General features: G+C 72.9%; 14 protein-coding genes and 1 pseudogene. 5 read left to right on the top strand and 10 right to left on the bottom strand.

Translation table 11 applies throughout. From position 1 onward, the window contains the following. Positions 1-140: 140 nt before the first annotated feature. The 5 genes and pseudogenes from V1633_RS37060 to V1633_RS23150 all read right to left on the bottom strand — a co-directional run bounded on the left by V1633_RS37060 (position 141) and on the right by V1633_RS23150 (position 4,664). Complete coding sequence (locus V1633_RS37060; RefSeq protein WP_407952087.1) at positions 141-437, bottom strand: low temperature requirement protein A; 297 nt, start codon at positions 435-437, stop codon at positions 141-143. Positions 438-534: 97 nt separating this feature from the next. Further along, a pseudogene (locus V1633_RS37055) lies at positions 535-1,062 on the bottom strand (low temperature requirement protein A); the annotation flags it as partial. 210 nt (positions 1,063-1,272) lie between these two features. Then, a complete protein-coding gene (locus V1633_RS23160; RefSeq protein WP_331216493.1) occupies positions 1,273-2,559 on the bottom strand; it encodes an MFS transporter in 1,287 nt (428 codons plus the stop codon). 95 nt (positions 2,560-2,654) lie between these two features. Continuing rightward, on the bottom strand, positions 2,655-3,104 hold the full coding sequence (locus V1633_RS23155) for a MarR family winged helix-turn-helix transcriptional regulator (protein ID WP_331216492.1): 450 nt from the start codon (positions 3,102-3,104) through the stop codon (positions 2,655-2,657). A gap of 81 nt (positions 3,105-3,185) precedes the next feature. Further along, positions 3,186-4,664 (bottom strand): NCS2 family permease, encoded by a 1,479-nt coding sequence (locus tag V1633_RS23150; protein WP_331216491.1) that lies wholly within the window; start codon positions 4,662-4,664, stop codon positions 3,186-3,188. A 195-nt stretch (positions 4,665-4,859) separates the two neighbouring features. On the opposite strand from V1633_RS23150, the gene V1633_RS23145 reads away from it, so the two are divergent. Next, the gene (locus tag V1633_RS23145) at positions 4,860-5,063 is read left to right on the top strand and encodes a DUF2530 domain-containing protein (RefSeq protein WP_331216537.1); all 204 of its coding nucleotides are present in this window, start codon (positions 4,860-4,862) and stop codon (positions 5,061-5,063) included. Positions 5,064-5,127: 64 nt separating this feature from the next. On the opposite strand, the gene V1633_RS23140 is transcribed toward V1633_RS23145, so the two are convergent. Next, positions 5,128-5,949, bottom strand: a complete 822-nt coding sequence (locus V1633_RS23140) for a DUF3027 domain-containing protein (RefSeq protein ID WP_331216490.1) — start codon at positions 5,947-5,949, stop codon at positions 5,128-5,130. A 117-nt stretch (positions 5,950-6,066) separates the two neighbouring features. Between V1633_RS23140 and V1633_RS23135 the strand changes: the two genes are divergently transcribed. Together V1633_RS23135 and V1633_RS23130 are read left to right on the top strand one after the other, a co-directional pair. Continuing rightward, positions 6,067-7,860, top strand: a complete 1,794-nt coding sequence (locus tag V1633_RS23135) for an MFS transporter (protein WP_331216489.1) — start codon at positions 6,067-6,069, stop codon at positions 7,858-7,860. Beyond that, positions 7,860-8,504: a futalosine hydrolase gene (locus V1633_RS23130; protein WP_331216488.1), complete on the top strand. Its 645-nt coding sequence runs from the start codon at positions 7,860-7,862 to the stop codon at positions 8,502-8,504. Before V1633_RS23135 ends, V1633_RS23130 begins: the two co-directional genes overlap by 1 nt. Before the next feature lie 80 nt (positions 8,505-8,584). Here the strand turns inward: V1633_RS23130 and V1633_RS23125 are convergent, their stop codons facing one another. Beyond that, complete coding sequence (locus V1633_RS23125; protein WP_331216487.1) at positions 8,585-9,118, bottom strand: hypothetical protein; 534 nt, start codon at positions 9,116-9,118, stop codon at positions 8,585-8,587. A gap of 42 nt (positions 9,119-9,160) precedes the next feature. Further along, positions 9,161-9,865: a hypothetical protein gene (locus V1633_RS23120; RefSeq protein WP_331216486.1), complete on the bottom strand. Its 705-nt coding sequence runs from the start codon at positions 9,863-9,865 to the stop codon at positions 9,161-9,163. Between the two features lie 103 nt (positions 9,866-9,968). Here V1633_RS23120 and V1633_RS23115 point away from each other — a divergent pair, with 103 nt between their 5' ends. Next, complete coding sequence (locus tag V1633_RS23115) at positions 9,969-10,805, top strand: 1,4-dihydroxy-6-naphthoate synthase (protein WP_331216485.1); 837 nt, start codon at positions 9,969-9,971, stop codon at positions 10,803-10,805. Positions 10,806-10,864: 59 nt separating this feature from the next. Here V1633_RS23115 and V1633_RS23110 read toward each other — a convergent pair whose 3' ends face one another. Further along, positions 10,865-11,251: a cold-shock protein gene (locus tag V1633_RS23110; protein WP_331216484.1), complete on the bottom strand. Its 387-nt coding sequence runs from the start codon at positions 11,249-11,251 to the stop codon at positions 10,865-10,867. A gap of 33 nt (positions 11,252-11,284) precedes the next feature. Beyond that, positions 11,285-11,869 carry an HAD family hydrolase gene (locus tag V1633_RS23105; RefSeq protein ID WP_331216536.1) on the bottom strand — a complete coding sequence of 195 codons (585 nt, stop codon included), beginning with the start codon at positions 11,867-11,869 and terminating at the stop codon, positions 11,285-11,287. Positions 11,870-12,030: 161 nt separating this feature from the next. Here V1633_RS23105 and V1633_RS23100 point away from each other — a divergent pair, with 161 nt between their 5' ends. Then, positions 12,031-14,505 (top strand): helicase-associated domain-containing protein, encoded by a 2,475-nt coding sequence (locus V1633_RS23100; protein WP_331216483.1) that lies wholly within the window; start codon positions 12,031-12,033, stop codon positions 14,503-14,505. The last annotated feature ends 9 nt before the right edge of the window (positions 14,506-14,514 follow it).

Here is a 14,514-nt window from a genome sequence, read left to right as displayed (position 1 = left end):
GTCGGTGCCGAGGAATCGCGCGTTCGGCAGTATCCGGTCACCTAACCAGAGGAGTACGACGTTCGGGGTCCGCCCGATCCGGGGCGGTGGGCGCATGCGCCCGCGACCTCGCCGATTGGGCCCCGCCTGGCTCTTGCGGGTCAGTTGCCGTCTTGCCACAGTTGCGGCCCTGGCTTGGTTTCTCGGTCTCCGCTGGGGACCAGGATGTGACCGGCCAGCCCGAGCGCCACGATCGCGGTGACCAGCAGCGGCGGCCAGCCGCCGGCCCACGGCAGCACCAGTAGCGGCACGACCTGCCAGGCCACTCGCCGCCACGGTACGAGGGCGGAGACCAGCAGGGTGAACAGGACGCGGCCGAGCACGAACAGCGCCGGACCGCCGATGATCAGCACGAGCCAGCGCACCGGCGTCGTTCCGGTCGGCCGGTCGACGACCATCTCGAACGAGGCCGCCGTGGCGACCACCCCAGCCAGTAGCAACAGATGGGTGTACGGAGCCAGCCGCGCCGGCCGGCACATGTTGGAGCTGGCCCAGCCGGGGCGTGGGATAGCGGGCCGCCGCGGCGACCAGGTCGATCGTGATGGCGACGGTCCAGAGCGCCCAGTTCGGCTTGTTCGACAGCGCGCCGGCGCCCCAGAAGACGCCGGACACCATGAACCAGAACAGAAACCGGGTGGCCCGTTCCAAGGCCGTCCGGTGCGCCTGCCGGTACAAGGCGGTGATCAGGATGACGCCGCGCATCAGGTGCGTGCCCACGTACGACACCACGAAGAGCAGCAGGTGTCCGGTGGTGACCATCGGCAGCGCCACCGCCATCCCCACCGAACCGACCATGGCGATCATCAGGATGGCCTGGATCGGGCGCTGCTGCGGATCGTAGAACTCGGTCGTGGTCGCGGTGACCGACCAGGTCCACCAGATGGCTGTCAGCATCAGCAGCACCTTGGCGCTGCCGGACCAGGAGTGCTCTTCGGTCAACAGGGTCGACGTCAGCGCGAGGGCGGCCACGAAGACCACGTCGAAGATCAGCTCCAACAGCGTGGCCCGGGTCGACCCCTCCATCCGGCGCAACAGCGCCGCATTTTCCCCGGTGGTCATTCCCGGCCTCCCGCCGTGCCCCCCGAGGATTATCGGCGGCGCCGGCGCGACCCGTCACCGGATCGACGATTCCTCCCCGGCCGGCGTGGCAGGGGCTCACGCCGACGCGTGCACGGCCTGACGTGGCGGTGACTCGCCGCTGCGCCCAGGTATTACGAGAGGGCGGAGAGGCTGTCACAGGTCGGCGGAGTTGACCACGTAGAACCGGGGCAGTGGCAGGAGCCGCAACCGCAGCCGGGCCCCGTCGCGGTGCAGTTGCCAGGTCAGGGCGACACCGGCGGCGGCCATCGAGAGCAGCCCGCCGATCCAGATGCTCGCCCCGGCGCCGTACCGTTCGGCGATCCAGCCGATGATCGGCGCGCCGACCGGGTTGGTGCCGAGGAAGACCAGCACCCACAGGGCCATCACCCGGCCCCGGAAGGCGGCGTCGACGCCGAGTTGCACCCGCTGGTTCGCCGCCTGGGCGAAATAGACCATGAAGAACCCGGTCAGCGGCAGCAACGTCACCACCAGCCAGTACGTCGGCGCGAGCCCGACCAGGGTGCCGAAGAAGCCGGTCCCGATGGCGGCACCCAGCACGATGTAGACCGACGGCCGGCTGCGCCGGCCGCTGCCGGCCAGTGCGCCGCAGAGCGCGCCGACCGCGAGCGCGGTGGTGAAGAGGCCGAACGAGGCGGCGCCGGTGTCGAAGGTGGTCTTGGCCAGCGCCGAGAGGGTGAGCTGGAAGTTGAACAGCGCCAGCCCCATCACCGACATCACCGCCATCGGCAGCAGCAGGTCGGCGCGGCGGGCGACGTACCGCAGGCCGTCGATCACCCGGGCCGGTTCGCGTTCCCCGATCGGCGGCAGGTCCTCGCGGTGCAGTTCGGCGGCGCGCATCAGCACCACGCAGATCACCGGGGCGATCGAACTGAACGCGCTGACCATGAAGACCGGGCCGACGCCGAAGACCGCGATCGCCACGCCGGCGACCGCCGGACCGATGATCCGGGCCGAGTTGAACGTGGCGGCGGAGAGCGACAGCGCGTTGGGCAGCAGCGGCGTACCGACGAGTTCGGAGACGAAGGACTGCCGTACCGGGGTTTCGACCGCGTTCGCCACGCCGAGCAGGGCGGCGAAGACGAACACGTGCCAGAGCTGCACGAAACCGGTGATGACCAGCAGACTCATCCCGAGCGACAGCACGCTCCAGGTGGTGTTGGCGATCATCAGCAGGAAACGCTTGTCGTACCGGTCGGCGAGCCGCCCGGAGAGCAGGGTGAGCAGGAGCACCGGGGTGAACTGGCACGCGATCACGATGCCGAGCGCGGTGGCGTTGTTGTCCGAGAGGTCCAGGACGAGCCAGTCCTGGGTCGTGAACATCATCCACACACCGATCAACTTGATCAGCTGACCGGTGGCGAAGAGCCGGTAGTTACGGACCTTCAGGGACTGGAAGGTGGTGCTCAGCTTTGCCCGCACTCGGGGTGCGCCTCCTCGGGTCGTACGCGTCATCCGTGTACCCGGCGAGAGCGCCGGCTACCTGGCGGACGAAGCGGACCTGATGGACGCGCCGGTCAGTCGCGGGCCACCTTCTGCAGGATCTCGGCGGCCCGCCGCAGCACCTCACGGTCTTCCGGGGTCAGCTCGGTGAGCCGACCGGCCAGCCACTCGTTGCGGGCCCGGTCGAACTGGGCCAACATCGAGCGACCGGGGTCGGTCACCGCGAGAATGACCTGGCGACCGTCGGTCGGGTGGGGGGTGCGCTGCACGAGGCCGCGCTCCTCCAACTTCGCAACGATCTTGGTCATCGTCGGCGGCTGGACCCGCTCGGTGTCGGCCAGCTCACGGGGGGTCAGCGCGCCGGCCAGCTCCAGGCTGGTCAGCGCGGAGAGCTGGGTCCCCGTGAGATCGCCGACAGGGCGGGTCTGCCGTACCCGTCGGTTGAGTCGGGTGATCGCGTCACGCAGCACCGTGGCGAGCTGTGTCGCCGGCATGTGCTCTGCCATCACCGTCCACTCCGTCACGGTCGTTAGCCTAACTAATGAGCCAGGCTAACGACCACTCGTTATGACCACCGTCACCGCCGCCGGGCGGGGCTTGCGCAGCTAGAACAGTACGGTCTCGATCGGACCGCGCAGGAAGTAGAGCACAAAGAGTGCCGCCACCCCGTACAGCAGCGGGTGCAGCTCCCGGGCCTTACCACGGGCGATCTTGAGTACCACGAAGGTGATCACCCCGGCGCCGATCCCGTTCGAGATCGAGTAGGTGAACGGCATCAGCACGATGGTCAGGAACGCCGGGATGGCGATCTCGTAGTCGCTCCAGTCGATCGTCCGGACCGCCGTCATCATCAGGAAACCGACGATCACCAGCGCCACCGAGGCGGCCTCGAACGGCACCACCAGCACCAGCGGCGCCAGGAACATCGCCAGCAGGAACAGCCCACCGGTGACCAGGTTGGCCGCCCCGGTCCGGGCACCCTCCGCGACACCCGCCGCGCTCTCGATGTACGACGTGTTGCTCGACGTGCTCGCCGCACCACCCGCCGCCGCCGCGAGCGAGTCGACCAGCAGGATCTCCCGGGTACGCGGCGGCATCTTCTGCTCGTCGAGCAGGTTCCCCTCCTGGCCGACCGCGACCATCGTCCCCATGGTGTCGAAGAAGTCGGTGACCAGCAGGGTGAAAACGAACATGATCGCCACCAGCCAACCGGCCCGCTGCCAGGACCCGAGCAGGTCGAACTGGCCGAGCAGGGAGAGGTCCGGGGTGTCCACCACCGTCTCCGGCAGCGTCGGCACGTTGAGCGACCAGCCGGCCGGGTTCGGCTGCCCGTTCACGAACGACGGGCCGACCTTGGCGATCGCCTCGACCACGATCGCCAGCGCGGTCGAGGCGAGGATGCCGATCAGGATCGCGCCCCTCACCCGCCGTACCACCAGCACCAGGGTGATCAGCAGTCCCAGTACGAAGACCAACGCCGGCCAGGTGACCAGCTTGCCGCCGATGCCCAGCCCGACCGGCACGGTGGTGCCGGCGATGTCCGGCACCCGGCGGACGAACCCGGCGTCGACCAGGCCGATGATGGTGAGGAAGAGCCCGATCCCCACCCCGATCGCGGTCTTCAACTGCGTCGGCACCGACCGGAACACGGCGGTACGCAGCCCGGTCAACACCAGGATCGCGATGATCACGCCCTCGATCACCACCAGGCCCATGGCGTCGGCCCAGGTCATCTGCGGTGCGATCTCCAGCGCGACCAGCGCGTTGACGCCGAGCCCGGCGGCCAGTGCCAGCGGGAACCGGCCGACCACCCCCATCAGGATGGTCATCACCCCGGCGACCAGGGCGGTGGCGGCGGCGATCGCCGGAATGGCGAGCCGCTGGCCGTCCCCGTCGACGGCGTTGCCCAGGATCAGCGGGTTCAGCACCACGATGTAGGCCATCGTGAAGAAGGTGGCCAGACCTCCGCGCAGCTCCCGGCTCAGCGTCGAGCCACGGGCGGAGATCTCGAAGAACCGGTCGAACCCGTTGCGGGGGATCGGCCGGTCAGCCGGGGCGGCGGGGGTGGCCGCGACGTCGTCCATCGGGTCCTCGCAGGTGAGGGGTCAACTGCTGATCCGGGCATCGTGCCAGATCACCGGTTACCGGCAAAGACCTTCCCGGTTACCGTGCCGGGTCGGCCCGGCCGTACCCTTGGTTCCGTGTCCGACCAGCCGCGCCCGCCCGCCGCGCCGGCCGACGCGCCCCGCGACGCGCCGATCGCGCCGCTCGACCCGCCGATGGTGCCGTTCGCCGTCGCCGGCATCGTGGTCTTCGCGCTGGTCGGGCTGGTGCTGTTCCTCTTCTTCCGCGACTGGCTCATCGCGCACGACCACGAGAACTGGCTCTGGATCTGCTTCGCCGGGTTCCTGGCCGGCTTCCCGGGACTCGCCGTGATGCTCCGGCACGACGCCAACCGCCGGCGCCGACGCGCCGCCCGCTGACCTCCGCCGGGGTACGCCGGACGCCGACCCCGGGCGTGACGCCGAGCCCGTCCGGTGTCGCCGCTCAGCCGTGCCCGTACGGCTCCGCGGGCTCGCCCACCTCGACCGAGCCGGGAGCCCGGCTGACCGCGATCGCCTCGACCTCACTGTCGTCGTAGATCGTCGGCAGTTCGTCGACCGGGGTGTCGGCCACCTCGACCAGGGTCTCCGAGTGCGCCCCGCAGCCGTGGTCGGCACTGACCGCCCGGCCGTCGTCCGGGGCGAAGAAGTTGCCGCAGACCCCGAACGCCTGGCGCATCGCACCGGCCAACGGGAGGTAGAAGCCGCACGTCCCGCACCGGGCGGTACGCGGCGCGGCGACCGAGATCGGCGCGGTCGGGCCGTGGTCGCCGTCGTACCACCGCTGGGCGGTGTCGGCGCGCCCCTCCCGGGACATCACCCGGGGTCGGCCGAGGCCCAGCTCCCACGCGGTCTCCTCGACCGCCGGGTCGTCGGAGAGCAGGTAACCGGGGGCCAGCCGCTCGTCGTCCGCCGGGGTGGGCAGCAGGTCGCCGACCCCGAGGTCGCCCGGTTGCAGCCGTTCCTGCCAGGGCAACCAGCTCGGTGCCAGCATGGCGTCCGGGCCGGGCAGCAGGAACGTCTCGCAGACCGTGACCTGCCGGCTGCGCGGCACCCGGGTCACGGTGACCGCCCACCGCCAGCCCCGGTATCCGGCCAGCCGACACTCAAACAGATGGGTCACCAGACGGTCACCCTCGGCAATAGCCCCCAGGTGCTCGCCGACGTCGGCGGCCTCGACCTCGGTGATGCCGTCGCGCGCCACGTCGACGGCGCTGGCGCAGACCTGGTCGAGGCGGGCCGCGCGAGCAGTGCTGGTCCTGGTCACTCACCTATTCTTGCCTATCCTTGACGTCGGGTCGGCGGCACTCCCCGGCGCCGTTCAGGCAGAGATATCTCGGCACGGAACCGACGGTCACCGACCGAATGGGCAAGGATGGTGTTCATGCCGCTGTTCAGTCGCCCTGGGGGCTCCTTCCTGGGGCGCGTCGTCGGCACGGTCATCCGGGCCGTCCGGCTGCTGTTCCGGGGATCGCTGGGCAGCGTGCGCTGGACCGGCCGCCGGGTCGCCCGGGTCCGGGAGAAGGGCGCCGGCGGCGAGGCCGGCATGGTCCGGCTCTTCGATCTGCACGCCGCCTCCTGCGCCGGGGACACGCTGATCACGATCGGCCTGGCCGGAACGATCTTCTTCAACGCGCCGCTGGGCGAGGCACGCAGCAAGGTGGCGCTCTACCTGCTGATCACCATGGTGCCGTTCGCGCTGCTCGCACCGGTGGTCGGCCCGCTGCTCGACCACTTCCGGCACGGCCGCCGGTACGCCCTGGCGGCCACCATGCTCGGCCGGGCCTTTCTCGCCTGGCTGATCTCGGACTACATCCACGGCTTCGGCCTCTACCCGGCCGCCTTCGGGGTGCTGGCGCTCTCCCGGGCGTACGGGGTGGCCCGGTCGGCGGCGGTGCCCCGGCTGCTGCCGGAGGGGATCGGGCTCTCCCAGGCCGGCGCCCGGGCCAGCGTGTACGGCTCGATCGCCGGCGGCCTGGTGCTGCCGATCGGACTGGCCGCGTTCTGGTTCGGTCCACAGTGGCCGCTCCGGGTCGCCTCGGTGATCTTCCTGGTCGGCATGGTGATCGCCCTGCGGCTGCCGCCCCGGGCGGATTCCGACCCGCCGGAGACGGTGCCCCGTGCCTTCCAGGCGTTCCGGCTGCGCGGCAACCGGGAACGGGCGCTCAGTCGGGGTGGGCCGTCCGGCCGGCTGGTGATCTCCAGCCTGGTCGGCAGCGCCACGCTGCGCGCCCTGTACGGCTTCCTCCTGCTCTTCCTCGCCTTCGCGATCAAGGCCGGCGACCTGGACAGCCGCCTCTTCGGCCGGGAACTCGGCGACGAACTCGCCCTCGGGGTGGTCGGCGCCGGGCTCGGCATCGGGACCTTCCTGGCCACCGCACTCGGCACCCGGCTACGCATCCACCGCCCGGTGGTACTGCAGGCCATCGGCCTGGTACTGGTCGCCGGGGTCGGTATCGTCGCCACGCTCTGGTTCTCGCTCCAACTCGTCGCCCTGCTCTGCCTGGTCACCGCCATGACCAGCGGTATCGCCAAGTTGGCCGTCGACGCCACGATCCAGGAACGGGTCCGGGAGCGGCTGCGGGCGACCGCCTTCGCACACTCCGAGACGATCCTGATGCTGGCCTTCGTGGCCGGCGGCGCCCTGGGCCTGATCCCGGTCGACGGCCGGATCGGCATCGGCGTGCTGACCGGCCTCGCGGTGGTCGCCATGGTCTGGACCACGGCGGTCGCCACCCGGCTGCGCGGCGAACGGCTCTCCGGCCGGGCCATGCCCGACGCGGACCTGCCGGACGAGGCCCACCCCGACGACAGGCCGCCGGGCGGGCCGGCCGACGATGCCGGGGGCGACGTACCGCCGCCGGCCGGCAGCCGCCTCCGCGACGCCCGACCGGCCGAGGCCACCACCACCGTCGGCACCGACCGCCAGGCCGGCGGCGCCCGGACCGCCGACACCCGCGACCGTGGGACCCGGCCGGATGACACGCCGACCGCACCCACCCCCGCCGTCACCCCGGCGACCCGCGGCCAGTCCGTCGACCCGTCCGACGACCCTGACGACGACGAGGGGCTGGCGCCGCCGGGCTACCACATCTACCGGCCGTCCTCCGCCGTACCGGCGCCGGGACCGGGACCGGGCGACGAGGGCTCCCGCCGGGACGCCCGGGGAGGTCAGTAGTGAACGGCGGCATCCTGGTCGTCACGGCCGTCGGCGCCGAGGCGGACGCGGTCCGGGCCGGGCTGGTCGACGACACGGTGACGGTCGCGCCGGTCGGAGTGGGCCCGGCGGCAGCCGCTGCCGGTACGGCCCGACTGATCGCGCTGGCCGAGGCGGGCGGAACGCCGTACCGGGCGGTGGTCAGTGCCGGGATCGGTGGCGGTTTCCCCGGTCGGGCGCCGGTCGGCGGGACCGTGCTCGGCACCCGCAGCGTCGCCGCCGACCTCGGTGCCGAGTCGCCGGACGGCTTCCTCACCCTGGACGAACTCGGCTTCGGCGCCACCACCGCCCCGGCCGACCCGGCACTGCTCGACCTGCTCCGCACCTGCCTGCCGTACGCGGTCACCGGCACCGTACTCACCCTGGGCACGGTGACCGGCAGCGCGGCGACCACGGCCGCCCTGCTGGCCCGCTATCCCGACGCGGTGGCCGAGGCGATGGAGGGGTACGGCGTCGCGGTCGCCGCCGGCGCCGCCGGGCTGCCCTTCGCCGAACTACGGACCATCTCCAACCCGATCGGCCCCCGCGACCGGGCAGCCTGGCGGATCGGTGACGCCTTCGCCGCCCTCACCGCCGCCTTCGCCACCGTCGCGCCGAAGCTCTGACCAACCTTTTTCCGGCAGCTCCGACCGACCGTCTCCGGCCGGCCCGTGCGGGTACCCCGGTCCACGCACCCGGCGGCGACTCACACCCGGTCGTCGACCTTGGCGAACAACAGCCCGATCAGGGGCACGACCAGCAGGCAGCACTGCATGGTCTCGGCAAAGTTCAGGTCCGTCCACGTCGTGTTGTCGAAACCCGCCGGGTCGGCCGTCGACGGCACCAGAACGCCGGAGCAGAGCACGCCGGCACCGAGCAGTACGGTCAGCCCGAGCGTCAACCGGTACCGGCCGGCCGCCCACGGGTACGGGCCGAGCGGAGCGCCGAGCGTCGGGCCGGGCCGGGTGGCGGCCACCGGAGAAAGCCGCCGGATGCCGACCGGGACGTACCGGCCGGTGTCGTCGACCAGCACCGCGGCGTGGAACTCCTGCCACCGCGCCGGTGTCGTCCCGGGCAACCAGCACAGCCGTACCTCGCCGGGAAGATCCGCCCGTACCCGGTCGACCGGGAGTGAGTCGTCGAGATGGACGGTGCCGCTGGCCTCCGTACCGTGGAACTCGGCCGGCGTTGTCGTCTTCCCGGACGGCAGCCCGGACGCCGTCAGCCGGCCGGTGAGCACGATCGCCTGTGCCGTGCGGCGCAGCGCCCCGCGCAGTCGCGCCTAGGCCCGCCATCCGCCCGGCGGACCGGCCGCCCCCGCCCTGACCAGCACCAGCGCCGCCCCCGCCAGGAGGAACCAGGGAAACCAGCCGGGCCGGGGCGGATCCATCAGGTCGACCAGCCTGTCGCGGTCCGCGGAGAGGACCGCACCGGCGGTATGCCGCGACGGCGCGTACAGCACGTGGATGGTCTTACGGCGACGTGGGTCCCGGTCGAAGGAGACCTCCTCGGTGACCTGTCGACCGGGCCCGTCAGGCCGATTGAGCCGTACCGTCACCTCGGTCTGCCAACTCGGCCCGCTCCGGCCGCCGGACCGGCGGACGACCGGACCCATCGACTCGATGTTGACCTCCTGGACGACCGGATCGTGCCGCCGCAGTTCGGCCAGGCCAGGATGCCCGCCGGTGACGGCGAAGGGCAGGCTGAGCACACAGATCCCGCCGAAGACCAGTACGAGGTTGACGACGATCCGGCGTCGGGCCGGCCACCAGCCCCAGCCGTACGGTGGACCGTCGGCCGGATCGGCCCGGGTCGCCGCCCACCACCAGCCGGCACCGGCCAGCATCGCGACGCCGAGCGGCCCGAGCACCTCCGTGCGGGGCCAGCCCGCGGTCGGGTCGCCGAGCAGCAACCCGAGTACGGCGACCAACACCCCGGCCACGGCGGTCCCGCCGAGACCGACACGAAGCAGAGCGGCAGGGCGCACCACGCCAGCGTGACAACGATCCGCAAGCCCGTGGGGTGACGTAGCCAACGGGCCTGGGGGCGGGGCGGCGGCCGGGGCGGACGCGAGGTCTACGGTGAGGATCGTGGCGCTCTCCCTGGCGATCTCGCCCTGCCCGAACGACACCTTCGTCTTCCACGCCCTGGTGCACGGGCTGGTGCCCGGCGCCCCGCCGGTCGAGGTGACCTTCGCCGACGTGGACGTCACCAACACCGCCGCCGAACGCGGGGCGTACGACCTGGTGAAGGTGAGCTACGCGGCGCTGCCCTGGCTGCTCGACGACTACCACCTGCTGCCGTGCGGCGGAGCGCTCGGACGCGGCTGCGGGCCGCTGGTGCTGACCGGCAACGGATGGACGGGACACGGCGGCGACCCGGCCGACCTGACCGGGGCGACGGTGGCGGTCCCGGGTGACCGGACCACGGCGTACCTGCTGTTCCGGCTCTGGTCGGCGGCGCACCCGCCGGCGAAGATCGAGGTCGTCCCGTTCCACGAGATCATGCCCGGGGTGGCCGCCGGCCGGTACGACGCCGGTCTGGTGATCCACGAGGCCCGGTTCACGTACCACCGGCACGGGCTGACCGCGCTGGTCGACCTCGGCGAGTGGTGGGAGGGCGACACCGGGCTGCCGATCCCGCTCGGCGCCATCCTGGCCCGCAAGGGTGTCGTCGACCCGGACGCGGCGGCCGGCTGGATCCGCGACTCGGTCCGCCAGGCCTGGGCCGACCCGGCGGCGAGCCGCGACTACGTTCTGGCGAACGCGCAGGAGATGGAGCCCGACGTGGTGGACCAGCACATCGGGCTCTACGTCAACGAGTTCACCGCCGAGCTGGGCGACGACGGCCGGGCGGCGATCGACGCGCTGCTCGGTCGGGCCGCCGCCGCCGGGCTGACCCCGCCGATCACCGACCTGCCCGGCTGACGAGCGGTCCCCAGATCCGCAGCTCCGGACGAACGGTGCACCCGGCTGACGAGCGGTCCTCAGATCTCCAGTTCGCGGGCGACCGCGTGGACGAGCTGGGCCACGGTCTGGGCGGTCTTCTTGTCGGGGAACCGGCCCCGCGACAGCGCGGGCTGCACCTTGGCCTCCAGCACCTTGATCATGTCTTCGACCAGGCCGTGCAGCTCCTCCGCCGGGCGGCGGCGAAGCTCCGCCATGGACGGTGGCGCGTCCAGCAACTTCACGCCGAGTGCCTGCGCGCCGCGACGGCTGTCGACCACACCGAACTCGATCCGCTGGCCGCCCTTCAGGTCGGTGACACCAGCGGGCAGCGCGCCCTTCGGCAGGAACACGTCGCCACCCTCGTCACTGGTGACGAACCCGTATCCCTTGGCCGCGTCGTACCACTTCACTCGACCCGTCGGCACCTGTAGACCTCGACTCCCCTGAGATAACTGTCCTCACAAGGCTAGCGGCATCAACCGCCCGAGCGCCTGCGGGAATCCGGTCAGGTCGGCGAGCACCAGTTCGGCGCCGGCGGTACGCAGCTCGTCGGCGTCGCAGGGGCCGGTGGTGACCCCGATCCCGGGTATGCCGGCGGTCCGCGCCGCCACCATGTCGCCGACGTGGTCACCGACGTAGAGGCGTACGCCGTGTTCGGTCAACGCGGTCGCCTTGCCCTCGGCGAAGAGGTCACCGGCCAGCTCGTCGACCTCCAGTCCGACATGCTCCAGGTGCAGCCGGGCGAGTCGGCCGAGCTTCGAGGTCACCACCACCACCCGCAGCCCGTGGTCCCGGACCGCCGCCACCGCGTCCAACGCGCCGGGCAGCGGCCGTGCGGTGGTGACCGCGTACTCCGGATAGAGCGCCCGGTAGGTCCGGACCGCCTCCTCGACCCGCTCGGCCGGGAACCACCGGCTGATCTCCTCCCGCAGCGGTGGGCCGAGCCGGCTCACCACCAGGTCGGCGTCAACGTGCACCCCGGTCAGCTCGGAGAGCCTCCGGTAGGCGGCGGCGATGCCCGGGCGGGTGTCGAGCAGGGTCATGTCAAGATCGAAGCCGACGGCGGCGGGCGTGCTCACCCCGGCCATGCTGCCACCCGGCCGATCAGTCCGGCCGGACCGGGTACGGCGCTGATCAACCAGGTGGAACGAGCCGGACGACCGACGAGCATCACCGGCCCCCGGCCGGATAGCGTGGGAAGACGATGACCACACTCGCCGACCACCTGCGGGCCCTGCCCGACGAGGCGCTCGCCGCCCTGTTCCGGCTGCGTCCGGACCTCGTCGTACCGGTACCGACCGATCTGTCCGCTCTGGCGGTCCGAGCCCAGTCCCGGGTGTCGGTCGCCCGTGCCCTGGACGGGCTCGACGAGTTCACCCTGCGGATCCTCGACGCGGCCCGGCTGACCCGGGCCGGGGACGACGCCGAGACCTCGGTCGAGGCGATCGTCACACTCGTGCTCGGGGACACCACCGGCAACCGGCGCCGCGCCGAGCGGGCCGCCGCCCGTACCGCGATCGACCGGCTCCGCGCGCTTTTCCTGCTGTACGGGCCGGAGGACGCACTGCGGGTCACCGCCGGGGTGGACGAGGTCTGCTCGCCGTACCCGGCCGGGTTGGGCCGACCGGCGGCGGAACTGGACCCGGAGACGGCGGCCCTGGTCGCGGACCCGGCCCGACTGCGCCGCACCCTGCTCGCCGCCCCGCCGCCGGCCCGGGCGATCCTGGACCGGCTCGCCGCCGGACCCCCGGTCGGCACCCTGCCCGCCGCCCCGGCGCCCGGCACCGAACCGGTGAGCCCGGCCTCCTGGCTGGTCGAACAGAAACTGCTGGTACCGGTCCCCGAGACCGGTGGCGGTCCGGCCCGGCCGGCCGCGGTCGAGCTGCCCCGGGAGATCGGGCTGCTGCTGCGCCGCGACGCCGGCCCACTCGGACCACTCCGGGCCCAGCCCCCGACGGTGACCGGCCCGGAACGGGAGCCGAAAGCCGTCGACTCGGCCGGTGCCGGGCAGGCGATGGAGGCGGTACGGCACACCGAGGCACTGCTCGAACAGCTCGCCGGCGAGCCCGCCCCGCTGCTGCGTTCCGGCGGACTCGGGGTACGCGACCTGCGTCGGCTCGCCAAGGCCAGCGGACTCGACGAGCCGACCGCCGCGCTGCTGCTGGAGGTGGCGTACGCCGCCGGGCTGCTCGGTGAGGCGGACCTGCCCGGCGCCGCCACCACCCGTACCGGCGCCGACCAGCAGGTCCTTCCCGCCGCCGGCTACGAGGGCTGGCGGGACGGCTCGCTGGCCCACCGCTGGGAACACCTGGCCCGGGCGTGGCTGACGATGACCCGCCAGGTGGGGCTGGTCGGCCAGCGCGACGACCGCGACCGGGTGATCACCCTGCTCTCCCCCGAGGCGGAGCGGGCCGGTGCCCCCGCCGTCCGGCGGGCGGTGCTCGGGGTCCTCGACGACCTGAACCCGGGGACCGCGCCGGCCCCGGACGACGTGGTCGGGCTGCTCGCCTGGCGGGCCCCCCGACGCAGCCTCGGCCGGGAGGCGGGACAGCGGGAGGTGCTGACCGAGGCGGCGCTGCTCGGCGTCACCGGGCTCGGCGCCCTCACCTCGTACGGCAAGCTGCTGCTCGCCCAGTGGGCGGCCGGCGACACCCGACTCACCGAGGCCGGTGACGACCCGCTCGGCGTACGGCCGGACGCCGACGGCGCGGCCGGTGGCGGGTCACCCGCGGTCCGGGCGCTGGACGCGCTGCTGCCGGCCCCGGTCGACCACTTCCTGGTCCAGGCAGACCTGACCGTGGTGGTACCCGGGCCGCCGGAACCGGGCCTGGCCGCCGAACTCGCGGTGGTCGCCGAGCCGGAGTCGGCCGGCGGGGCCAGCGTGCACCGGGTCACCGCGGCGAGTGTCCGGCGCGCCTTGGACGCCGGGTACGCCGGCGAGGACCTGCAGGCGCTCTTCCGGCGCCGGTCCCGGACCCCCGTACCGCAGGGGTTGACGTACCTGATCGACGACATCGCCCGGCGGCACGGCGGGCTGCGGGTCGGCTCCGCCGGGGCGTACCTGCGCAGCGACGACGAGGCGCTGTTGACCGAGGTGCTCGCCGACCGCCGACTCGCCGTGATGGGACTGCGTCGACTGGCGCCGACCGTGCTCACCACCCCGCACCTGGTCGGGCGGCTGCTGACCGCGCTGCGCGAGGCCGGGTACGCCCCGGTGTCCGAGGACGCCAGCGGCGCGACCGTACTGACCCGGGTGAAGGTGCGGCGGGCACCGGCCCGGGGCTCGGTGGCGAACCGGGTCACCGATCCGCTGGCCACTCCCCGGCTGACCACGCCCCGGCTGCTCGGCATCGTCGAGCAGGTCCGCCGGGGCGACGCCGCCGCCCGGGCCGCCCGCCGTGCCCCGACCACCGTCCGGGGTGCCGGTCGGCCGGGCGGCACCGGGCCGGCGCTGCCCTCGGCGCATGCCCACAGCCAGGCGCTGGCGGTGCTGCAGCAGGCGGTCCGGGACAAGGCCCTGGTCTGGGTCGGGTACGTCGACGCGCACGGCGCGACCGCGTCCCGGCTGGTCCGGCCGGTCTCGATCGGCGCCGGTTACCTGCGGGCCGAGGACGAACGCACCGAGATGCTGCACACCTTCGCCCTGCACCGGATCACCGCCGCGGTCCTCGACGAGTGACAGCAGCTG

Origin of the sequence: Plantactinospora sonchi (genome assembly GCF_036422035.1) — a bacterium.
Taxonomy (GTDB): Bacteria; Actinomycetota; Actinomycetes; order Mycobacteriales; family Micromonosporaceae; genus Plantactinospora; species Plantactinospora sonchi.
Note: the sequence above shows the minus strand (reverse complement) of the source record. Positions and strands in the feature narration are given on the sequence as shown.

Coding starts and splice junctions, on each gene's coding strand:
- V1633_RS23105 (WP_331216536.1), bottom strand. CDS start 11,869: ATGACCCTGCTCGACACCCGCCCGGGCATCGCCGCCGCCTACCGGAGG.
- V1633_RS23150 (WP_331216491.1), bottom strand. CDS start 4,664: ATGGACGACGTCGCGGCCACCCCCGCCGCCCCGGCTGACCGGCCGATC.
- V1633_RS23145 (WP_331216537.1), top strand. CDS start 4,860: ATGGTGCCGTTCGCCGTCGCCGGCATCGTGGTCTTCGCGCTGGTCGGG.
- V1633_RS23100 (WP_331216483.1), top strand. CDS start 12,031: ATGACCACACTCGCCGACCACCTGCGGGCCCTGCCCGACGAGGCGCTC.
- V1633_RS23135 (WP_331216489.1), top strand. CDS start 6,067: ATGCCGCTGTTCAGTCGCCCTGGGGGCTCCTTCCTGGGGCGCGTCGTC.
- V1633_RS37060 (WP_407952087.1), bottom strand. CDS start 437: ATGGTCGTCGACCGGCCGACCGGAACGACGCCGGTGCGCTGGCTCGTG.